An 18267-nucleotide genomic window follows, 5' to 3' on the forward strand; every position below is an offset into this window, starting at 1 on the left:
GAATAAATTTTTACTTGTCACTAACTATTAACCAAGAGGTTACGCCTATATATGACGACTATTAAAGTTAAGGAAAATGAGCCATTTGAAGTTGCAATGCGACGCTTTAAACGTTCTATCGAGAAAACAGGAATACTAACAGAACTACGCGCTCGTGAGTTTTATGAAAAACCAACAGCAGAGCGCAAACGTAAGCTCGCGGCAGCTGTAAAGCGTAACTACAAGCGTTTGCGCAGTCAATTGCTACCACCCAAACTTTATTAAGTGATCATAGTCAAAATAATAGACTTGAAAATAGTTAAAAAACTGTTTTCAGCTATCTTTGAATTGAATATTAGAGTCGAAGAATAATATCAAGCTCGCTCATATGGTTAGCGATTTAAAGCAGAAAATTACCGAAGATATGAGAATTGCGATGCGTGCAGGCAATACTAAGCAACGTGACGCTATTCGCCTATTGCAAGCCGCTATCAAACAGAAAGAAGTTGATGAGCGCATAATACTTGACGATTCGGGAGTCATGGCCATTATCGAGAAAATGCTCAAGCAGCGTAAGGATTCAATTACTCAGTACGAAGCAGCGCAGAGATTTGATCTTGCCAATAATGAAAAGGATGAGGTTTTGGTTCTTAGTGCATATATGCCAAAACCTTTTAATGAGTCTGAAATAAATGCTCTAATCTCTGAAGCAATAGTGGAAATTGGCGCAGTAGGTATGCAGGATATGGGAAAAGTGATCGCGATACTAAAACCAAAGCTTATCGGACGTGCCGATATGGCCAAAGTATCCATATTGATTAAAGAAAAAATGTCGGTCTGATGTTATTCACCTGAAGATTCTGCTTGTTGTAATTTTAGTTGGGATAATTTCTTTTAGTTGCTTGCGGGATGTATTATTTTTTGATAAATGATTCCACAAACTTTTATTCATGACCTGCTTAATCGTGCGGATATTGTCGATACGATTGATCGCCATGTATCGCTTAAGAAGGCAGGTGCCAATTATGTTGCGTGCTGCCCGTTTCATAATGAAAAAACGCCTTCATTTACAGTCAGTCAATCTAAACAGTTTTACCATTGCTTTGGTTGTGGTGCACATGGTAGTGTCATTGATTTTCTAATGGAATATAGTGGACTGAGCTTTGTTGAAGCAGTACGCGATTTAGCAGCTTCTGTTGGAATGCAAGTGCCAATTCAGCAAGCAGGCACACCTTCCAATTCAGCCGTCCGTAATGATTCAGAGTATTTCGCAAGTGACCATTACACTAATGATCCAGCGATATCTTCTCAAGATCTTTTAAATGTAATGCAAATTGCCACGCGTTTTTATCGAGAACAATTAAAAAATTCCGAAAAAGCTATTGCTTATCTTAAAAAACGTGGCTTTTCGGGTGAATCAGCAGCACGATTTGCTATTGGTTATGCGCCAGCTGGTTGGCAGAATCTGCAAACGGTTTTCTCTGATTACAAATCAGAGAAAACCCGTAATTTATTAGTGCAAGCCGGATTAGTCATTGTCGGAGATGAAGATAAGCAATACGACAGATTCAGAAATCGTATTATGTTTCCAATTCTTAATCAGAAAGGCCAGATCATAGGTTTTGGCGGACGGGTATTAGACGATGAAGAGCCCAAATATTTGAATTCTCCAGAGACAATTTTATTTGAGAAAGGGCGCGAATTATATAATCTTTTTTCTGCGCGTCGCGCTATTCGTGAGGTAAATTGTGCCCTTGTTGTAGAAGGATACATGGATGTCATATCGCTTGCGCAATATGGAATTGATTATACAGTAGCTTCCTTGGGCACATCCATAACCAGTTTTCATTTACAAAAGCTATTGCGTCAGACTGATCAAATCATTTTTTGTTTTGATGGGGATAAAGCCGGTAGAAAAGCTGCTTGGCGGGCTCTTGAAAATAGTCTCGCGCTACTTTCAGATGGCAAGCTTTTGAGTTTTCTTTTTTTACCTGAGGGCACAGACCCCGACAGTTACATAAAAAAAAATGGAAGAAAATCTTTTGAACAGCTACTGAAACAGTCAATACCCTTATCAGAATTTCTATTTAAGGAATTATGTTCAAGAATTGACATCCAAACCAGCGAGGGTCGTGCCAAACTGATAAATGATGCCAAGCCGTTACTGCAGCAAGTAACCGCAGCAGCGCTTTCGTTGATGTTATTGAAACGCTTGGCAGAGCTCAGTAACATTGATCAGCCTGAACTAGAAGAAAAATTACAAATAAAGCCATCTTCCAAAAAGTATGTAACTAGGAAAGCACCACCGAAACAACTGGCCACCCCTTATCGTCGGCTAATTATGATGCTATTACACAATCCGAATTATATCAATAGGCTAAATAGAAACTGGTTTTCAGAGGAAAAAGAAAATTCAAAAGAAATAACTGCACTAAAATCGCTGATTGAACTTTTTGACAAAAATCCTCACTTGATTAATAGTGAATTGCCAACTTCAACAATATTTGCTTATTTACAAGACAGTGCACATAGAACATTGCTTGAAAATATCGAAAGCGAAACTTTAAAATGGGATGATGAGATTGATTTGGAAGCAGAATTTTTAGGTACATTAGAGAAGCTACAGCAGGCGCAACGCAAGAAACGTATCACAGAATTATATAGCAAGCCTCTGAGTATGCTTACTAATGATGAAAAACGGGAACTACAACAACTAGCAATGCGATGAAGCGGCTTAGAAAGTGCCAGTAGCAAGGAACTTTGCTATAATTCAACTTTTTCAGTCATAAATTTATCCATATTATTGGGAATCCAATATGCCAAAAACAAGAACAACAGAAATATCCAAGCTTAAAGATGCTGAAAATGAAGTTATCAATAAATTGCCCACAAAAAAAACAAAAAATGTCGATAAAGAAATGGCAGAAAAGAAAGTAAAAATGACTGTAAAAAAAGCAACAGATAAAACGATCCTAGCAGGAATATCTGCTAAAGCCGCCTCGGATACAGTTGAAACTTTGCATGAGGCAATGGATGAAAATTCTGGTGGTCTGAGTGAGATCAAGAAAAGCAGGGGTAGAGTTCCCAGAAAGAACAAAACACACATAAGTAAAGATCAGGTTGATAAAATTAATTCTGCATCAATTATCCAAAGCAGTAATTCACAGCCTCAGGATATTGAAGCGCGCCGCATGCGCTTGAAAATACTTATTGGATTAGGGAAAGAGCGCGGATATCTCACTTACGCGGAAATCAATGATCATTTGCCTGATGATATGCTGGATGCAGAGCAGATTGAAGGTATCATCAGCATGATCAATGATATGGGCATATCAGTGCATGATGAAGCACCGGATGTGGAAACCTTGTTGATGTCGGATGCAGCAACCACGGTAGCTGATGAGGATGTTGCGGAAGAAGCAGAAGCTGCACTTTCAACAGTTGACTCCGAATTTGGGCGCACGACTGACCCAGTGCGGATGTATATGCGTGAAATGGGTTCAGTCGGTTTGCTCACGCGCGAAAGTGAAATTGAAATCGCAAAACGTATCGAAGGCGGATTACGCCACATGATTCAAGCCATTTCAGCTTGTCCTCCAATTATTGCAAAAATAGTTGATTTGGCTGTTGAAGTTGAGAAAGAGACTATGCGTATCGATGAAGTTGTCGATGGATTATTAGACGCGAATGCACAAGATATTATCAATGAAGAATTATCAGAAGAAGCTATCGAGCAAGAGCTTTCGTCCAACGATCTCGCCGGTGATGAAGATGAGGATGAAGACAGCGATGGCGCAGCCATCGCCAGCGCGGATCTGCTAAAACTTAAAGCGGATGCACTTGAGCGTTTCGCAGTAATTCGCCAAATGCACAACGAAATGCAGGCATTGCTTGAAAGCGATGGGCCCTATCATCAGGGTTATATTGAGTTACAAGATAAAATTTCATCTGAGTTGATGGCCATTCGATTTTCTGCAAAAATGATGGAGAAACTTTGTGACACTCAGCGCGAATTGGTTGGCGATGTGCGCAACTATGAGCGTAAAATAATGGATTTATGCGTATCTAAAGCAAAAATGCCAAGGAATCACTTTATCAAAACTTTCCCTGGCAATGAAACAAATCTTGATTGGATTGCGCAAGAAATCAAAGTAGGAAAATCCTATAGCCAAGCACTCGAACATTACAAGCCCGCAATTCTTGAAGAGCAACATAATTTATTGGCACTTAGAAGTAAGATTGGAATTCCAATAAAAGATTTGAAAGAAATCAATCGTAAGATGTCGACCGGTGAAGCAAAAGCCCGTCGTGCCAAGCGCGAAATGACGGAAGCAAATTTGCGCTTGGTAATTTCAATTGCCAAGAAATATACCAATCGTGGATTACAATTTCTTGATTTAATTCAAGAAGGAAATATTGGTTTAATGAAGGCGGTGGATAAATTTGAATATCGGCGTGGTTACAAATTTTCAACTTATGCAACATGGTGGATACGTCAAGCAATTACCCGTTCAATTGCCGATCAGGCGCGTACTATACGTATACCAGTGCATATGATTGAAACAATCAATAAAATGAATCGTATCTCCCGACAGATACTGCAAGAGACAGGGCAAGAGCCGGAACCGGCGGTACTTGCACAGAAAATGGAAATGCCCGAAGAAAAAATTCGTAAAATTCTTAAAATTTCCAAAGAACCAATTTCCATGGAAACACCGATTGGCGATGATGAAGATTCACATCTCGGTGATTTTATCGAAGACGCGGCTACAATGGCACCGGCCGATGCAGCGGTTTATGCCAGTTTGCGTGGTGTGACAAAAGATATATTAGACTCATTAACACCACGCGAAGCCAAGGTGTTACGTATGCGTTTCGGCATAGAAATGAATACCGATCATACTCTGGAAGAAGTTGGAAAACAATTCGATGTTACTCGTGAACGCATTCGTCAGATTGAAGCCAAAGCGTTGCGCAAGTTACGTCACCCTGCCCGCTCTGAGCGCCTTCGTAGTTTCTTAGATACGGGGAATAGTTAAAAAAATAGGGGTCTGTAGCTCAGTTGGTTAGAGCAGGGGACTCATAATCCCTTGGTCGCTGGTTCGAGTCCAGCCAGACCCACCAATAAATCAAGAGGTTAGATTAATTTCTAACCTCTTTTTTCTTTTCTGGGGCACTGATGGGGCACAATTTCACAACAATCTACCAATCACAGCAACAACAAAACTACACTCCATTTCTTTCTGATATGTAAAAAATACGACACTTTTTTAACAAGTTTTATTCTTAATTGCCCCTCAATTGCCCCATAATTATTCTATAAATAATTAACAATCTGTATTTAAATAATTAATATTAATTATTAAAGGGCATATTATTCCCTTGTTGTTATTTGTTGCGCTTTGTTGTAGCATCCTATCCAGTGTTTAACACTTTAGGTTTAACAATTATGGCAAATATAGAAAAACGTATTTCTAATGATGGTAAAACCAGCTATAGGGTAAAGATTCGTTTGAAAGGCTACCCTATCCAATCCGCAACATTTGAGCGCCTTACTGATGCCAAGAAATGGGCGCAACAAACAGAATCGGCAATTCGTGAAGGCCGCCACTTCAAAACGACTGAGGCTAAACGGCATACCCTGGCTGAGTTGATAGATCGCTATATCAAGACCGTTTTACCTTCCAAACCTAAGGCAATACAGAAACAAACAGCACTTCTGCAACGCTGGAAAGATGAAATTGGCAGTCATGCTTTAATCGATGTGACTCCCTCCCTAATTGCCGAATGTCGCGACAAGCTGGTAGGTGAGATAACTTTGCGTGGCAAACTTCGATCACCAGCTACCGTGAACCGTTACATGGCTGCGCTATCAATCGCCTTAACTACAGCCGTGAAAGAATGGGGCTGGTTAGAAGATAGTCCGATGCGTAAAGTAACCAAACCCAAGGAATCACGCGGTCGTGTTCGCTTCCTATCCGATGATGAGCGCATGCACCTATTAAAAGCCTGTAAAGAATCCAACAATCCTTATTTATATACCGTTGTTGTATTGGCATTGTCTACTGGAATGCGTCAGGGCGAAATCATGGGATTGACTTGGGGTGCTGTGGATTTGAACCAAGGCCGCGCGATTCTGCACGAAACAAAAAATGGAGAACGCCGCGCCGTGGCGATTACAGGCCATGCTTTAGAATTACTAAAAGAACTTTCCAAAGTGCGCCGTATTGATAGCAATTTACTTTTTCCAGCTAAGGAAAACGCACCACAAAAGCCACAAAAGCCTATGGACTTACGCACTCCATGGGAAACAGCCGTTAAAAAAGCCGAACTTCAAGATTTTAAATTCCATGATTTACGTCATAGTGCTGCAAGCTACTTGGCTATGAATGGCGCGAGCTTGGCCGAAATTGCCGAAGTGTTAGGACACAAAACCCTGCAAATGGTAAAGCGATACGCTCACTTATCGGAAGGCCATACAGCCCGCGTAGTGGCTTCCATGAATGACAAGATTTTCGGGAATGTGTAATCAACATGTCTAAAAATATCACTAAAAGCAATCTCGAATTATGGGATGTAATTGAAGCAAAAAAACAAATCACACATGATGGACTGCTAGACACTGCCGAAGTTATGAATCAGCCTAAATATTTTATTAACCAATTGACTGGATCAACGTTGGATAAAATCGCTGCTGAAGCTAGAATTAACGGCATATTTGATATAGCGATAAAGCTAGGTCAAATTAAAGATCCTGACACACCATCTAATTGGATCGCATGGGCAAAACGCAAAGGCTTCGATATCGATCATCTTGATCAATTTAATAACTTTCAAGAATCAATACTAACAAGCGATACACTTGAGAAAGTCGGCGGAACAGATATAGAAAGACGTAGAAATAAGCAGATTGCTGCAATTATTGAGCACGCAAATGCGCTTGAGTATCCGCTTATGTCCATTCCATATGGTGGCAAGAAAAAAATAAAAGATACTTGTCTGAAAAATTTCAGCCTATTTACAGATTCTAGTTTCGATCATGCTTGGAAAGAAGCCAAGAGAAAAGGATTAATCGAAGTTGAAAATATAGATTCTTATCGCTAATCCCCATAGAACCTTGTGGGCAGAAAAATGCCCACTATGCCTGCTTTCGACTGCCCACTGACAACTTGTTTATAAATACTTCGTACCACAGCAATACCGTGGAATATGCAATAACAAACGGAGAAAATTAAATGCAAGATTCATTCACGCAACAAATCCCAATTCTGCTGTCAGTTCGTCAATTCGCCGATAAACATTCCGCCTTTTCTCAAGGTTCACTACGCAATCTAATTTTCCTTTCCCAAAACCGCAATACATCGCGAGGAATAATTCCCGGTAATGGGTTGGATGTAGCATTAATAAGAATAGGCCGAAAATTGCTTATTGATGAAGCGAAGTTTTTTCAGTGGATTGATGAGCAGCAAGAAACCGGCAAATGAAAGTCTCCGCTCAGTCACTTCAGAATGTTAAAGCTTATATCACGCCCAGCAACTTTTATCATGCAGAGTTATCAGTCATGCCGCCGCCCCGTGGCAGCGGGTGGCGCGATGGCGGATTATGCCCATTCCATCCTGATAAACAAGCCGGAAGCTTTCGAGTGAATCTTGAAACCGGGGCATTTATTTGCTTCTCATGCGGAACTAAAGGCGGGGATATTATCGCCTATATTCAGCAAAGAGACGGTTTGAGCTTCCCTGAAGCGGTGCAAAAACTATCTACTGAATGGGGGTTATGATGCAGGGCATACCTCAAACATTTAAGGGCAAGCCGCGCCGCCATGTATGGGAATACCGCAGCAATCAAGGTGAACAGATTGGCTGCGTTGCCCGCTTTGATGATGGCAAGAAAAAAGAGATTGTGCCTTATTTTAAACGAATCAACGGGCACAACTGGCAGCATGGCAGCGCAACCGAACCGCGCCCCCTGTTTGGATTGGACATATTAAACCAAGCTACTGATGATCGATCTGTATTCATTGTTGAAGGCGAAAAAGCCGCCGCTGCCCTGCAATCTTTGGGATTGGTGGCGATTACTTCGCAAGGCGGCAGCAATGCAGCCCATAAAGCAGACTGGAAGCCATTAAATGGACGTGAGCGCATTTATTTGCTTCCTGACAATGATAAAGCTGGCGAAAGCTATATTAAGGCCGTGACTGCAATCCTGATGAGCCTTGATAAGCCGCCCGCTTTATCAATTGTACGTTTACCCAATCTGCCACCCGCCGGTGACATTGTCGATTGGATAACTTCGAAAATTGATAAAGTTTTACTGGATTGGGATGGTTATGAGCCAATACCCAAAAGCATTATTGATAATGGTGCTTTGCTGAATGATTTTATGGAAGCGGTAAAACAGCATAGTGAACCCGTGCCCGATGAATGGAAAGTAACATCAGGAAAAGCAAATACAACCACCTGGCAAGCGCCTATCAGCTTGGAATCTGCCCAGCTTCCGCCATGGCCGAATAATGTCTTTCCGGGCAGCATTCAAGATTTTGTAAGCGCTTTGAGTGAATCTACTGAAACCCCGCCGGAACTATCTGCAATGATGGTGCTGGCAGCCATCAGCGCCGCCGCTCAAGGTAAATACCGGGTGCGTGTCAAGCAGGATTACTTTGAGCCTGTGAATGTTTGGACATGTGCTGCTCTACTACCGGGTAGCCGTAAAACAGCCGTACAAAAGGCAGCAATTGCACCGTTGACCCAATGGGAAAAGTTGCAACGTGAAAAATTAGAGCCTGCAATCAAAAAAGCACTGGCCAATAATGCAACCATACGCGAACAAATCAATTGCCTGCGCAAACAAGCCAGCAAGGCCAAGGGTGCTGAGTTTGAACAGTTAAAAAAAGAAATCGCAGATATCGAAGCAAGCTTACCGGAAATTCCAACTGTGCCACAGATTTGGGCGCAAGATGTAACCCCGGAAAATCTGGGTACTATCATGGCAGACAATAACGAACGTATGGCTATCTTGAGTGATGAGGCGGGAATATTCGACATATTGGGCGGACGGTATTCCGGCGGTGTTCCGAATCTGGATTTGTTCCTGCAAGGCCATGCAGGGAGCGCGATAAGGGTGAATCGTGGCAGCCGACCGCCGGTATTTATGCATACACCCACTCTAACCTTTGGATTATCGCCACAGCCGGAAGTATTGCGCGGACTGACAGAAAAGCCCAGCTTTCGAGGCCGTGGATTATTAGGCCGTTTCCTGTATGTGCTACCGCCTTCAAATTTAGGCTATCGCACACTGGATGCAAGCCCGATATTTCCAGATTATGTAACCCGCTATGATGGGATTTTAACCGGCATACTCAATCAGGAAATGGCAAGCGATAACGATGGCAAACCATGCCCGCATATTTTAAAAATCACGGTTGATGCCGTTCAGATTTGGCATACCTTTGCCCTCAGAGTTGAAGCCGGTATGCGTGAAGGCGGAACCTATGCACACTTGACTGATTGGGCTGGAAAATTACCGGGCTCAGTCATACGGATTGCCGCCTTGCTTCACATTGCACGATATTCACTTATAAGGCCATGGGAAAAGGAAATCGGCATTGAAGATATGAATGCAGCAATACGCATGGCTGATGCACTAAGTATTCATGCTCTAGCTGTATTTGACCTGATGGGGGCAGACCCAGCCCTTGACGGTGCCCGCGTGATATTACGATGGATTAAACGTCAAGGTTATCCGGAATTTACATTTCGGGATTGTCATTATGCCCACAAGACACGATACAAAAGAACGGCAGATTTAGAACCAGCTATTGAAGTTCTTATAGAACGCTACTTTATACGGCAAAGAGTCGCAAAGGTACCACATAGGCCAAGTCGAATATTTGAAGTGAATCCGACTATTCTGAGAGACACCTTGTGAATAGTCTTTTGTGGCTTTTGTGGTCAAGTTTCTATAAAGAATAAAAATATCTATATCAACCCAGTTATAAATCAACGGGTCCTCCCTAAGGTTTTGAGCATGAGAGTTATTCAATGCTCAATCAAATTCTAGCTACTCAAAATCTAAAATGGGTTTACAAAAACATTTACAAGAAGGGTTAACAAATTATGAAGATAAGTGAACTTGCACAAAGACTAAGAATATCCCGTCAAATGGCTTATAGATATAAAGCACGCGGTATGCCTTGCAATTCGCTTGAATCAGCTCTCGAATGGAGACGGCAAAATCTTGATGTGACACAAACGAAAAATTGGCGGATTGATGGAAACCCAGGTGTCAGATTTAAACCATTACATATTAACAAACATACTTTTAATAATGATAAGTCAAGATAGAGTTTGCATTATGTAAAATAATAAATTACTTACAAAAAATTGTATTTCGGTATTGTGAAAGCCTTCTCTCGGCGTGCAAATTTAGCGTGTTACTGAGCGCTCTACAAAACAAACATAAATCTTCTTTATCAACGCCTGATTCAATCAGGCGTTTTTTTCCTTAAAGATATTCTATAAAATTTTCTTTTCTTTGATTTGTTGCGCGTAAATTGAATTTGCCAATAAAGATTATTAAATTTATTAAACATGTTTTGAATAAACAACAAATGAAAAAAATTGTTTACCCGCCTATCAACGTGGAGAAATGTGAACATTCTTTTAGATAATGATTAGAATTGATAGCTATTAATTCCGTAATAAAGAGTTCAAATAATTATGAATTTAAAAGAAAGAAATATCCGTCTATACAATGCCTTGTATTTATATACAACGGAAACATTCGGAATACTGAAGCAAAAATCAGAAAATGACAGTTCATCCATGACTTTAGTATCAAAATGGATAAAAGGAAGTAAGAATAATGAATTTATAAAACTAGATGAACAAGTTCCTGATTACATTTATCTATTATTTATTTCATTAATAAAAAATGAGCATCCAATATATCAAAGCGTTGAGGAAGAGTTTCTAAAAGATAATATATGGTCACAAAATCACAACAAATTAATAGGTTCAGTGATTGCGGGCCATCAATCTTTAAGATTGACCGGTACATTATTTGATATTGTCAAATATTGCCTAGTGAATTCTAATAATTTTGTGTTATCAACTAATGATTTTGATGAAATTGTTAATCAATATGAAAAATATTTCCTTGATACTAAAATAGAGTATGTTAGGAAGGTACCGCTTTATGGAATAAACATAGATGAAAATATAAATATAAGTGTAAATGCAAATGGAGGGTTTTCGATCGAAGTTCTATCCGATTCAGAAATTATTGAATTAATTGAATTAGGTTTAGTAACGAATAATCTTCCACTTTTGCAAAATAATGTAGTTAATGATCCTCCCCGAGTAGCACTTGTCTACAAACTCAAAGCTGATAAGACTATCTTGGAAATTGATAATCCCGATAACAATAATCTTCTTTCAGATTATCAAAACATAACGAATGACTGGAGCAACAAGCAAACAATGGCCGCCAGTCTTTTAACCATTCTTCTAGAAAAATCCGTAACGCCAGTTTGTTCAATTGAAAGGACATCAAACTCACCTGTCAGTAGTTTTATTTGTCAAAGCTTCCAAGTCCCCGTCTCGTTAAGAATTGGTAAAGAAATACTTACTAAGGATTCAGCAAACTATTTTGTTGCATTATGGGAGGTTTTGCATAAAACTCAAACTTCAGAATTAAAAGTTATTAAATCTCTAAAAATTGCGATTAGGCGCTTTTCTCTTGCATTATCTAAATCATCACTCGATGATAAGCTTATTGATTTGATGATCTGTGCTGAAGCAATTTTTTTACAAGACGGCAACGCAGAATTAGGGTTCAAACTAGCATACCGAGCGGCTTTATTTCTTAGTAAAGACAGTTCAGAGCAAAAAGAAATGTTCGAGTTTTTTAAGACTGCATACAACGAACGAAGTAAAGTTGTTCATGGTTCGGCATCATATGAACAGGGCGTTAAACCAAAAGTAGATATATCAGTACTGGAAAACAACTTACAAAAAGCTATTTCAATGATGCTGAATCTAGCGGTAAATCCTAAAACAATTAGGCATATAAATAATTGGGAAGATCTCATGTTCCCAAACTATTCAAAAACAAACGCATAAAAGCGTTTAGTAATAAGTTGAAGTTAGATTAAATTAATCCGCGTCAGGGTCTAGGCAGCATGCCCGATTTGGGGTCAAAATGTATTACTAATGTATTCCTTAATGCAAAATAAGCACTGAAAAGCCTATAATTACATTATGAAAGTTTTTTCGCGACAAGCTACCCACAATTAATAGCCGCATTATAAGTATCCGGAACAATATTCAAACGTTGCGCCTGATGGTCATAGCAGACGCAATTCGATTTGTTAGAAACCCACTCGGCAACCTGCGACCAAACGACCGCGTCAGATAGCATTGAGAGCGATTCTTTTGTGCTGGGTAATGGTATGACGGGTCGATAAAAATTAGGGAAATTCAAAATCACAAATTAAGACTTTTGTGGTTTGTGTGGTCAATTTGTATAGGTTTAGAAATAATAATATTTGATTATTCCGTCTACCACATTATTGGATTGCTTGGGGCACTAGTGGGGCACTCACAGATAAAAATCCATCAAAAAACACGACAAGCAGCAACAACAGAACTTAATTAACTGTTTGATAGAATTGCTTTAGTTTGTTGCAGTGTGTTGCAATTTATTGATTAAATAGGACTCATAATCCCTTGGTCGCTGGTTCGAGTCCAGCCAGACCCACCAAAAATCAAGAGGTTAGGTTAGTTCCTAACCTCTTTTTTCTTTCTGGTGTGACAAAATTGTGTCACTAAGGACATTAGAAACTAGCTCGGCATGCTGCATAAGTTGCGGTTTTGATAGGTGTGCATACCGCCTTACCATCTCTTCCGATTCCCAACCACCTAGTTCCTGCAGCACATTCATGGGTGTGCCTTGTTGAGCTAACCAGCTTGCCCAAGTGTGCCGCAGATCATGCCATCTAAAGTTTTCTATTTCTGCTCGTTTTAAGGCTAGTTTCCATGCACGAGTATTAGCCCATGCAATAGGGTTTCCGCGGAATGTGAAAACCCTGCTATGATGCTTGCCGACTTGCCGAAGTAACACCGTTATCGCAACAGAATTAAGCGGAACGTGAATTGCTTTTCTTGCCTTGGCTTGATCGGGATGAATCCATGCAGCCTTACGTTCAAGATCAACCTGATTCCATTCAAGATTAATAACGTTTGATTGTCTCAAGCCTGTTGATAAAGCAAATATCATCATATCCTGCTGATGCTGTGGCAATTCGTTAAGTAATCTTTTCACTTGCTCGGGGGTTAACCATCGAATACGACGTTTAGGTTCTGGGAAAAGCCTGATTTTTGGAATTTTGTCTATCCATTCCCAATCATGGCATGCTTTCCGAAGAATTGCCCGTATCAGCGCTAAATGGCGATTAGCGGTTGATGGGCTTGTATTCTTTGCCTTTGCATGTGCAATATAATCAATTAATTCTCGATCAATTTCTTGCAATCGTCTATTACGTAAGAATTGCTGCAACCATCGAAGTTTTTCTTTATCGCGCTCATGAGTAGCTTTATGCTGTGTTTCGAGTAGAAACTTACATGCCGCTTCATCCCATGTGTACTCCGGTTTTTCCCCAAATCGCTGGATGCGCCAGGATTCGGCTTTTAGCTTGTCATGGTATTCTTGCGCCTGGGTTTTGTCGGCTGTGCTAGCAGAGCATCTAACACGCTCTCCTGCTGGTGTGGTGAACGCGATCCACCACGTATTACTGCGCTTGTAGAGTGGCATATGTTTACCTCCTTTTCTGAAACCACTCGCAACGCTTGCCGAGGGTTAGAATACTGCGATCTGATGTGTTCAACAAGATCGTCAAGAATAAATACCCAGCATTTACCCAATTTTGCACCGGGTAATTTCCCAGACTTTGCGCGACGACGTACCTCTTCTGGGTGCATCTTGAGAAAATTGGCAGCCTCAGTGAGTAAAAGTGTTTTCATAACGCATGGGCTTGTTGGGATTGTTAAAATCAAAATTTCTTTTGATATATCCTTCCTTGGATACCTGCCATAAGCGAGGAGCAAGCATAGAGATTAATGTTTGACGGCACCGGGTTGAAACTTCAATTGGCTGAAAACACAACACTGTCCAAGCTTCATAAAATAAATCGGTATTTAACTCATGCGGCAATTTTCCTGTAAGATTTGCCTTAGCAAATAGATTTGCAAGTTCACCCATTGCCCAATCAAGATCATCCGCTTCAAATTTCATCGGATTTTCCCTTTGTGCGTAAGTAATGATCTGTAGCGGCAAGACGCCGGGGAATGGCATGCCGTTTTAGCTGTTCTACAATACGTTCAGCGCTCTCTTCGCGTTGCAGCATGATATTGAGAAGTGCACCATAAGCAGTTGATGCAACCTGCTTCAAACGCTCATAGCTAATTCGGTCTTGTTCTTTGATTGTATTGATACGAAAGACACGATCAGATACCCATGATAAGCAAGGGTAAGCACCTGCAACGTATTCACCAGGATGCAATAAAACTTCCCAAGGAATAACGCGATCTTTTGCATGAAGTTCAACTTCCCAGCGTACCCAAGGGCTGGAAGAATCGCCTAGTTGTTTGCCCTTCTCATAAATTCTGATGAGTTTGCCATTTTTACGATTACCGATGTATACACTACGGCCTGAACCATCGGGTTTAATCCAGTTTCCATGTTGTGTTAGTTTCGGTTCTCTGCCGCCATATTTAAAGTGGCCTTGCTTATAAAATTCAATGGCCATATCGACAGAATGAACACCAGTGAAATCATCTACAGCGCCATCCCATCGAGTAATGCGTGCTCGAAGTTGATCTCTAAGATATAAAGTAAAAGATTGCCAATCAGAAATTAACGCGCAACCTTCGCCGGGTAGAGACAGGAAAGCAGTGTTGTTTTGGCCGCCGTAAGCAAAAAAAACACAGCCATGATCAAATTGAAAGGAATGCTGCCAACCGTGAAGCCCCCGCTGCTGATCGGTCATTCCTCCAAAAATGCCTTTAGTTGCTTCACTAAAGGATTTAAAAAATTCTAATGGATTGTTATTTTCAGAATGAAAAGAGAAGGAAACATTCAGCCAGTCAGTTAAGGCCGCCTGTGATTTATTTTTTTCTCCGGTGGGACTTTCCCCCCGTATTACCGTACGGGGGGCATTGACGCGCGCTTGCCTGCCCTCCGCTGCGCGTGCGTCTGGCAAGCTGCGCTTTGTTGAACTCGAGTCACATAAGAAATAATATTCCGTTTCAAATGCGGGGTTCTTTTGATGATTAAGATTTTCAGGTATAGTTTTCATACGAAGGAGACATGGAATTTCCTTCGTATAATACTATCAAAAAAGGCAATGTCAAGTTGCCTTAGTTAATCTACCTGTTTCCTATTCTCAATTTTAAATTCACCTCCAACCACTTTCCAAAAATTAGAAAATGCTTCTGCCGCTCTATATCCATTTGAACGATAACTACTAGGGCCGGTTTCTGGGAAAATATCGCGTATCTTGATACCTAATATAGTTTCATAGTTACGGATTGTGCGTTTGCTATGAATGATATAAAGCACCTTCCAGCCTAAATGATGGCCAATGTGCAACATACCTAATGCCGATTCCAATTGAGTGAGATCACCTTTAAAATTGGCAATAGTTTCATCATTTATTATTTTTAGTTGATCAATTTGTTCAACAGAGAGTTTTGCTAGTTTTTCTTCTTTTGATTTCTGTGGTATTTCAAACATGCTGTTTCCTTTTGTAGAGATCACAAGCCAATAAGGGAATATCATAATCCTTTTTTTCACAATTGACAGCGATCCAATATGGCAATATAAAGAAGTGGTAATTTTATGCAGCAACTTTCAAGAGTTGTAGTCCGTTATGTAGTGTTCTTGCATGAGCTACTACCAGTGCAAAAGTTTTAATTGTTTAGCAGTATGGGATAGTCAGTTGAAATACGCTAGCAAAGCGGGTTCGGCCAGCATGCCCATCAAACCGGGCATGGCCTTGCGCCGGGTCGGCCGGCGCACCCGGGAGACAGTTTCTTTTCAATGAAGCTAGTTTATTTAGTGCAGATTTTCTTAGAGAAACACTTCAATTATATAATTACAAACATGTAAAATAATTTGTAATCAGAAGGTCCCGAGTTCGATTCTTGGTTTCTAGATCATTAAATCAATAAGCCATGTATCGTTCTGTAGATTCTTTAAATTCTTGCAGGTAAGAAATATATGCTATTGGATAATTTTTATACTCATAGTCAAAAAACACTAGGCCATTGAGGTTTGTTCTTCTTTCGCCATTGTTCAAGGCGTCTATGGGCAGAATCCTGACCCACATCAATTTCAAGAAAATCGCAAATAGATTTCCAAGATTGAGGATTGATTAATTCTTCTAAACTAGAAGCATCGTGAGTTCGACGAACATTCTCTAGCCATACTTTTGGAGTGATCTCTGCAGGAATTGGCTCAAAGTCACTGTCAGAATCAGATCTTTCAATAGAAAATCCTCTAAAAAACTTCTCAAGAATTTTCCGAGCCCGATCCTTGATTGCTAACTCGTCGAAAGCATCATAATCAAGCAGTATTTGGTTAAGTCTAATCCGTGACTTTTCTGCAAGTAACTTCTTTTTCTCAGAAAATCCTTTATTACTTAGCCCCTGATTATCAAAGGTAAGAGAAAGATTTCCTAAAGTATGCAAGTATTGCTGATGCATAGACTCCGGAATATTTGCCCACTGCCCATTGATCGTCTGGGGCATAATATGTTCAATCTGACATCCTTTGAGTCCAGTATCAAATGAAATAACTTCATTCTGGTCAATATTCTCAATAAGCACAAGAAAACGTAGAAGTTTTTTCTTATTTCCGTATAGATTAATATCCGTTATTCTTCGTTCAATCAGTCCAACACTTGGTTGCCTATAGCCTTCGGTAGTAGATGTAACAAGCTTCTCAAATGCAGCCGCATAGTCATGCCAATAGTTTGAGTTTTGAGCTTCCAACTTCTTGGGAATTGTTGGAATAAATCGAGTAATGGCTTTGTCTGGATCACCGGAAAGGAACCGACAAGCATCATATGCCACAACCTTATTAATCGCTTTGTTGAGAAGTCGTTTGTCATATATAACAATTTTACCTTCTTCAATTTTAGATAATTTTTCTACAATATCCATCAGGAGGGTGGCATATGTGAGAAATGATGCTCGTAAATAGCCAAGCGAATTTTTATCGAAATCTGGATGAGAATTTACCCGAAGAGTCTGATAGATTATCGCCCATTTGATAAGATCTAAGATAAGCTGTTTACAAGTTCCAAAATCAGCGATATCGCCCCCCCATTTCTTAAAAGCATGATGAACAACTTTTGGATCTTTTGTCACCTTTTCAGAAGTCTTCACAGCGAGATATTCACGAAAGAAAGTTTCAATATCGTTTTCTCGTTCGGCCAGATCAGTGAATAATGCTTCGAACTTGTTTGTGTATAAGTCAATTAGGTGTTTTTCTTCAGTATGCGAAACTTGAAATCTTTTAAATGTAAAAATAAAATTTTTGATGAGATCAGCACCTGAGAGTGGTTTACCTGCAGAGTTAATAGATTCAAATACAGAATTTTCATCCTGTTCTTCGTCAAGAAAAATAACAACGACTTTAACTCTTCCAAGAATATCAACAAAATTTTGCAGTTGTTGCTCGTCCCACTCATCGAATCTCTTGAAGATATGACTATAGTTTTTCCAATAGTTTGTAGATCGATCAGCTAGATCAATTGTTTGAAGTTCGCCGGATAATAACGTATTGAGTGTTCTTTGATGCTCCATGTTATTGAGCTTAATTCTGATGTGTTCCCCTTCTTGACTAAATAATGCTCTACAAATTGCTCGAGCAGATTCGAGAGCATTCTCGGTTTTGATTTTTGAAAGATAAATATCGCGAACTGCGCATAAAATCAAGATAGTCGTTGTTATTCGTTGCTGCCCATCAATCACTACACGTTCGGTAACAAATCCTCGAGTTTGATTCTTTACAATTATGTTACCGATGTAGTAGTCAGCTTTGGAGTTCCCTTCGTGTTCTTCTAAAAACTCGACAATATCATTGATTAACTTATCGACTTCTTTTGTTGCTTGCCATGTGTAAGTTCTCTGATAAATGGGAATATGGAAAGACATATTATCGCCCATAATCAAATCCCTGATATTCTTTTGGTGACCTTCTATAGCCATGAGATTCTCTTATTTT

The 18267-nt window shown here is 40.0% G+C and carries 16 protein-coding genes and 1 tRNA gene; 11 read left to right on the plus strand and 6 right to left on the minus strand.

All coding sequences use genetic code 11. The features are described from left to right. Positions 1-51 precede the first annotated feature (51 nt). The 11 genes from rpsU (at position 52) to CPG39_RS10490 (ending at position 12101) form a co-directional block, all read left to right on the plus strand. The gene (rpsU, locus tag CPG39_RS10440) at positions 52-264 is read left to right on the plus strand and encodes a 30S ribosomal protein S21 (protein ID WP_013648785.1); all 213 of its coding nucleotides are present in this window, start codon (positions 52-54) and stop codon (positions 262-264) included. A 103-nt stretch (positions 265-367) separates the two neighbouring features. Beyond that, positions 368-820 carry a GatB/YqeY domain-containing protein gene (locus tag CPG39_RS10445; RefSeq protein ID WP_096293332.1) on the plus strand — a complete coding sequence of 151 codons (453 nt, stop codon included), beginning with the start codon at positions 368-370 and terminating at the stop codon, positions 818-820. A gap of 87 nt (positions 821-907) precedes the next feature. Further along, on the plus strand, positions 908-2707 hold the full coding sequence (dnaG, locus tag CPG39_RS10450; RefSeq protein ID WP_096293334.1) for a DNA primase: 1800 nt from the start codon (positions 908-910) through the stop codon (positions 2705-2707). An 88-nt stretch (positions 2708-2795) separates the two neighbouring features. Beyond that, positions 2796-5018: an RNA polymerase sigma factor RpoD gene (gene rpoD / locus CPG39_RS10455; protein ID WP_096293336.1), complete on the plus strand. Its 2223-nt coding sequence runs from the start codon at positions 2796-2798 to the stop codon at positions 5016-5018. 8 nt (positions 5019-5026) lie between these two features. Beyond that, positions 5027-5103, plus strand: a tRNA-Ile gene (locus CPG39_RS10460). 325 nt (positions 5104-5428) lie between these two features. Further along, positions 5429-6508, plus strand: coding sequence for a tyrosine-type recombinase/integrase (locus tag CPG39_RS10465; RefSeq protein ID WP_096294316.1), 1080 nt, complete (start codon positions 5429-5431; stop codon positions 6506-6508). A 5-nt stretch (positions 6509-6513) separates the two neighbouring features. Beyond that, complete coding sequence (locus CPG39_RS10470; RefSeq protein ID WP_096293338.1) at positions 6514-7083, plus strand: hypothetical protein; 570 nt, start codon at positions 6514-6516, stop codon at positions 7081-7083. A gap of 131 nt (positions 7084-7214) precedes the next feature. Further along, the gene (locus tag CPG39_RS10475; protein ID WP_096293340.1) at positions 7215-7463 is read left to right on the plus strand and encodes a hypothetical protein; all 249 of its coding nucleotides are present in this window, start codon (positions 7215-7217) and stop codon (positions 7461-7463) included. Then, entirely contained in the window at positions 7460-7759 is a 300-nt protein-coding gene (locus CPG39_RS10480) for a CHC2 zinc finger domain-containing protein (protein WP_096293342.1), read from the plus strand. Before CPG39_RS10475 ends, CPG39_RS10480 begins: the two co-directional genes overlap by 4 nt. Then, entirely contained in the window at positions 7756-9906 is a 2151-nt protein-coding gene (locus CPG39_RS10485; RefSeq protein ID WP_172424112.1) for a YfjI family protein, read from the plus strand. The genes CPG39_RS10480 and CPG39_RS10485 overlap by 4 nt, the downstream gene beginning before the upstream one ends. 791 nt (positions 9907-10697) lie before the next feature. Further along, positions 10698-12101, plus strand: coding sequence for a HEPN domain-containing protein (locus tag CPG39_RS10490; RefSeq protein WP_096293346.1), 1404 nt, complete (start codon positions 10698-10700; stop codon positions 12099-12101). A 664-nt stretch (positions 12102-12765) separates the two neighbouring features. Here CPG39_RS10490 and CPG39_RS10500 read toward each other — a convergent pair. The 6 genes from CPG39_RS10500 to CPG39_RS10525 form a co-directional block, all read right to left on the minus strand. Then, positions 12766-13758 carry a tyrosine-type recombinase/integrase gene (locus CPG39_RS10500; RefSeq protein WP_231990445.1) on the minus strand — a complete coding sequence of 331 codons (993 nt, stop codon included), beginning with the start codon at positions 13756-13758 and terminating at the stop codon, positions 12766-12768. Next, the gene (locus tag CPG39_RS14775; protein ID WP_096293350.1) at positions 13668-14000 is read right to left on the minus strand and encodes a helix-turn-helix domain-containing protein; all 333 of its coding nucleotides are present in this window, start codon (positions 13998-14000) and stop codon (positions 13668-13670) included. The genes CPG39_RS10500 and CPG39_RS14775 overlap by 91 nt, the downstream gene beginning before the upstream one ends. Further along, entirely contained in the window at positions 13978-14271 is a 294-nt protein-coding gene (locus CPG39_RS10510; RefSeq protein ID WP_096293351.1) for a hypothetical protein, read from the minus strand. The genes CPG39_RS14775 and CPG39_RS10510 overlap by 23 nt, the downstream gene beginning before the upstream one ends. Further along, positions 14261-15334 carry a replication initiation factor domain-containing protein gene (locus CPG39_RS10515; RefSeq protein ID WP_096293352.1) on the minus strand — a complete coding sequence of 358 codons (1074 nt, stop codon included), beginning with the start codon at positions 15332-15334 and terminating at the stop codon, positions 14261-14263. The genes CPG39_RS10510 and CPG39_RS10515 overlap by 11 nt, the downstream gene beginning before the upstream one ends. Positions 15335-15399: 65 nt before the next feature. Beyond that, positions 15400-15771, minus strand: coding sequence for a hypothetical protein (locus tag CPG39_RS10520; RefSeq protein ID WP_197702872.1), 372 nt, complete (start codon positions 15769-15771; stop codon positions 15400-15402). Positions 15772-16286: 515 nt separating this feature from the next. After that, positions 16287-18251, minus strand: coding sequence for a DUF262 domain-containing protein (locus CPG39_RS10525; RefSeq protein ID WP_096293354.1), 1965 nt, complete (start codon positions 18249-18251; stop codon positions 16287-16289). Between the last annotated feature and the right edge of the window lie 16 nt (positions 18252-18267).

The organism is Nitrosomonas ureae, from assembly GCF_900206265.1.
GTDB lineage: Bacteria > Pseudomonadota > Gammaproteobacteria > Burkholderiales > Nitrosomonadaceae > Nitrosomonas > Nitrosomonas ureae_C.

Bases quoted from the DNA above. Each gene is read 5' to 3' on its own strand.
- rpsU (WP_013648785.1), top strand. From the start codon at position 52: ATGACGACTATTAAAGTTAAGGAAAATGAGCCATTTGAAGTTGCAATG.
- CPG39_RS10445 (WP_096293332.1), top strand. From the start codon at position 368: ATGGTTAGCGATTTAAAGCAGAAAATTACCGAAGATATGAGAATTGCG.
- dnaG (WP_096293334.1), top strand. From the start codon at position 908: ATGATTCCACAAACTTTTATTCATGACCTGCTTAATCGTGCGGATATT.
- rpoD (WP_096293336.1), top strand. From the start codon at position 2,796: ATGCCAAAAACAAGAACAACAGAAATATCCAAGCTTAAAGATGCTGAA.
- CPG39_RS10465 (WP_096294316.1), top strand. From the start codon at position 5,429: ATGGCAAATATAGAAAAACGTATTTCTAATGATGGTAAAACCAGCTAT.
- CPG39_RS10470 (WP_096293338.1), top strand. From the start codon at position 6,514: ATGTCTAAAAATATCACTAAAAGCAATCTCGAATTATGGGATGTAATT.
- CPG39_RS10475 (WP_096293340.1), top strand. From the start codon at position 7,215: ATGCAAGATTCATTCACGCAACAAATCCCAATTCTGCTGTCAGTTCGT.
- CPG39_RS10480 (WP_096293342.1), top strand. From the start codon at position 7,460: ATGAAAGTCTCCGCTCAGTCACTTCAGAATGTTAAAGCTTATATCACG.
- CPG39_RS10485 (WP_172424112.1), top strand. From the start codon at position 7,756: ATGATGCAGGGCATACCTCAAACATTTAAGGGCAAGCCGCGCCGCCAT.
- CPG39_RS10490 (WP_096293346.1), top strand. From the start codon at position 10,698: ATGAATTTAAAAGAAAGAAATATCCGTCTATACAATGCCTTGTATTTA.
- CPG39_RS14775 (WP_096293350.1), bottom strand. From the start codon at position 14,000: ATGAAAACACTTTTACTCACTGAGGCTGCCAATTTTCTCAAGATGCAC.
- CPG39_RS10510 (WP_096293351.1), bottom strand. From the start codon at position 14,271: ATGAAATTTGAAGCGGATGATCTTGATTGGGCAATGGGTGAACTTGCA.
- CPG39_RS10515 (WP_096293352.1), bottom strand. From the start codon at position 15,334: ATGAAAACTATACCTGAAAATCTTAATCATCAAAAGAACCCCGCATTT.
- CPG39_RS10520 (WP_197702872.1), bottom strand. From the start codon at position 15,771: ATGTTTGAAATACCACAGAAATCAAAAGAAGAAAAACTAGCAAAACTC.
- CPG39_RS10525 (WP_096293354.1), bottom strand. From the start codon at position 18,251: ATGGCTATAGAAGGTCACCAAAAGAATATCAGGGATTTGATTATGGGC.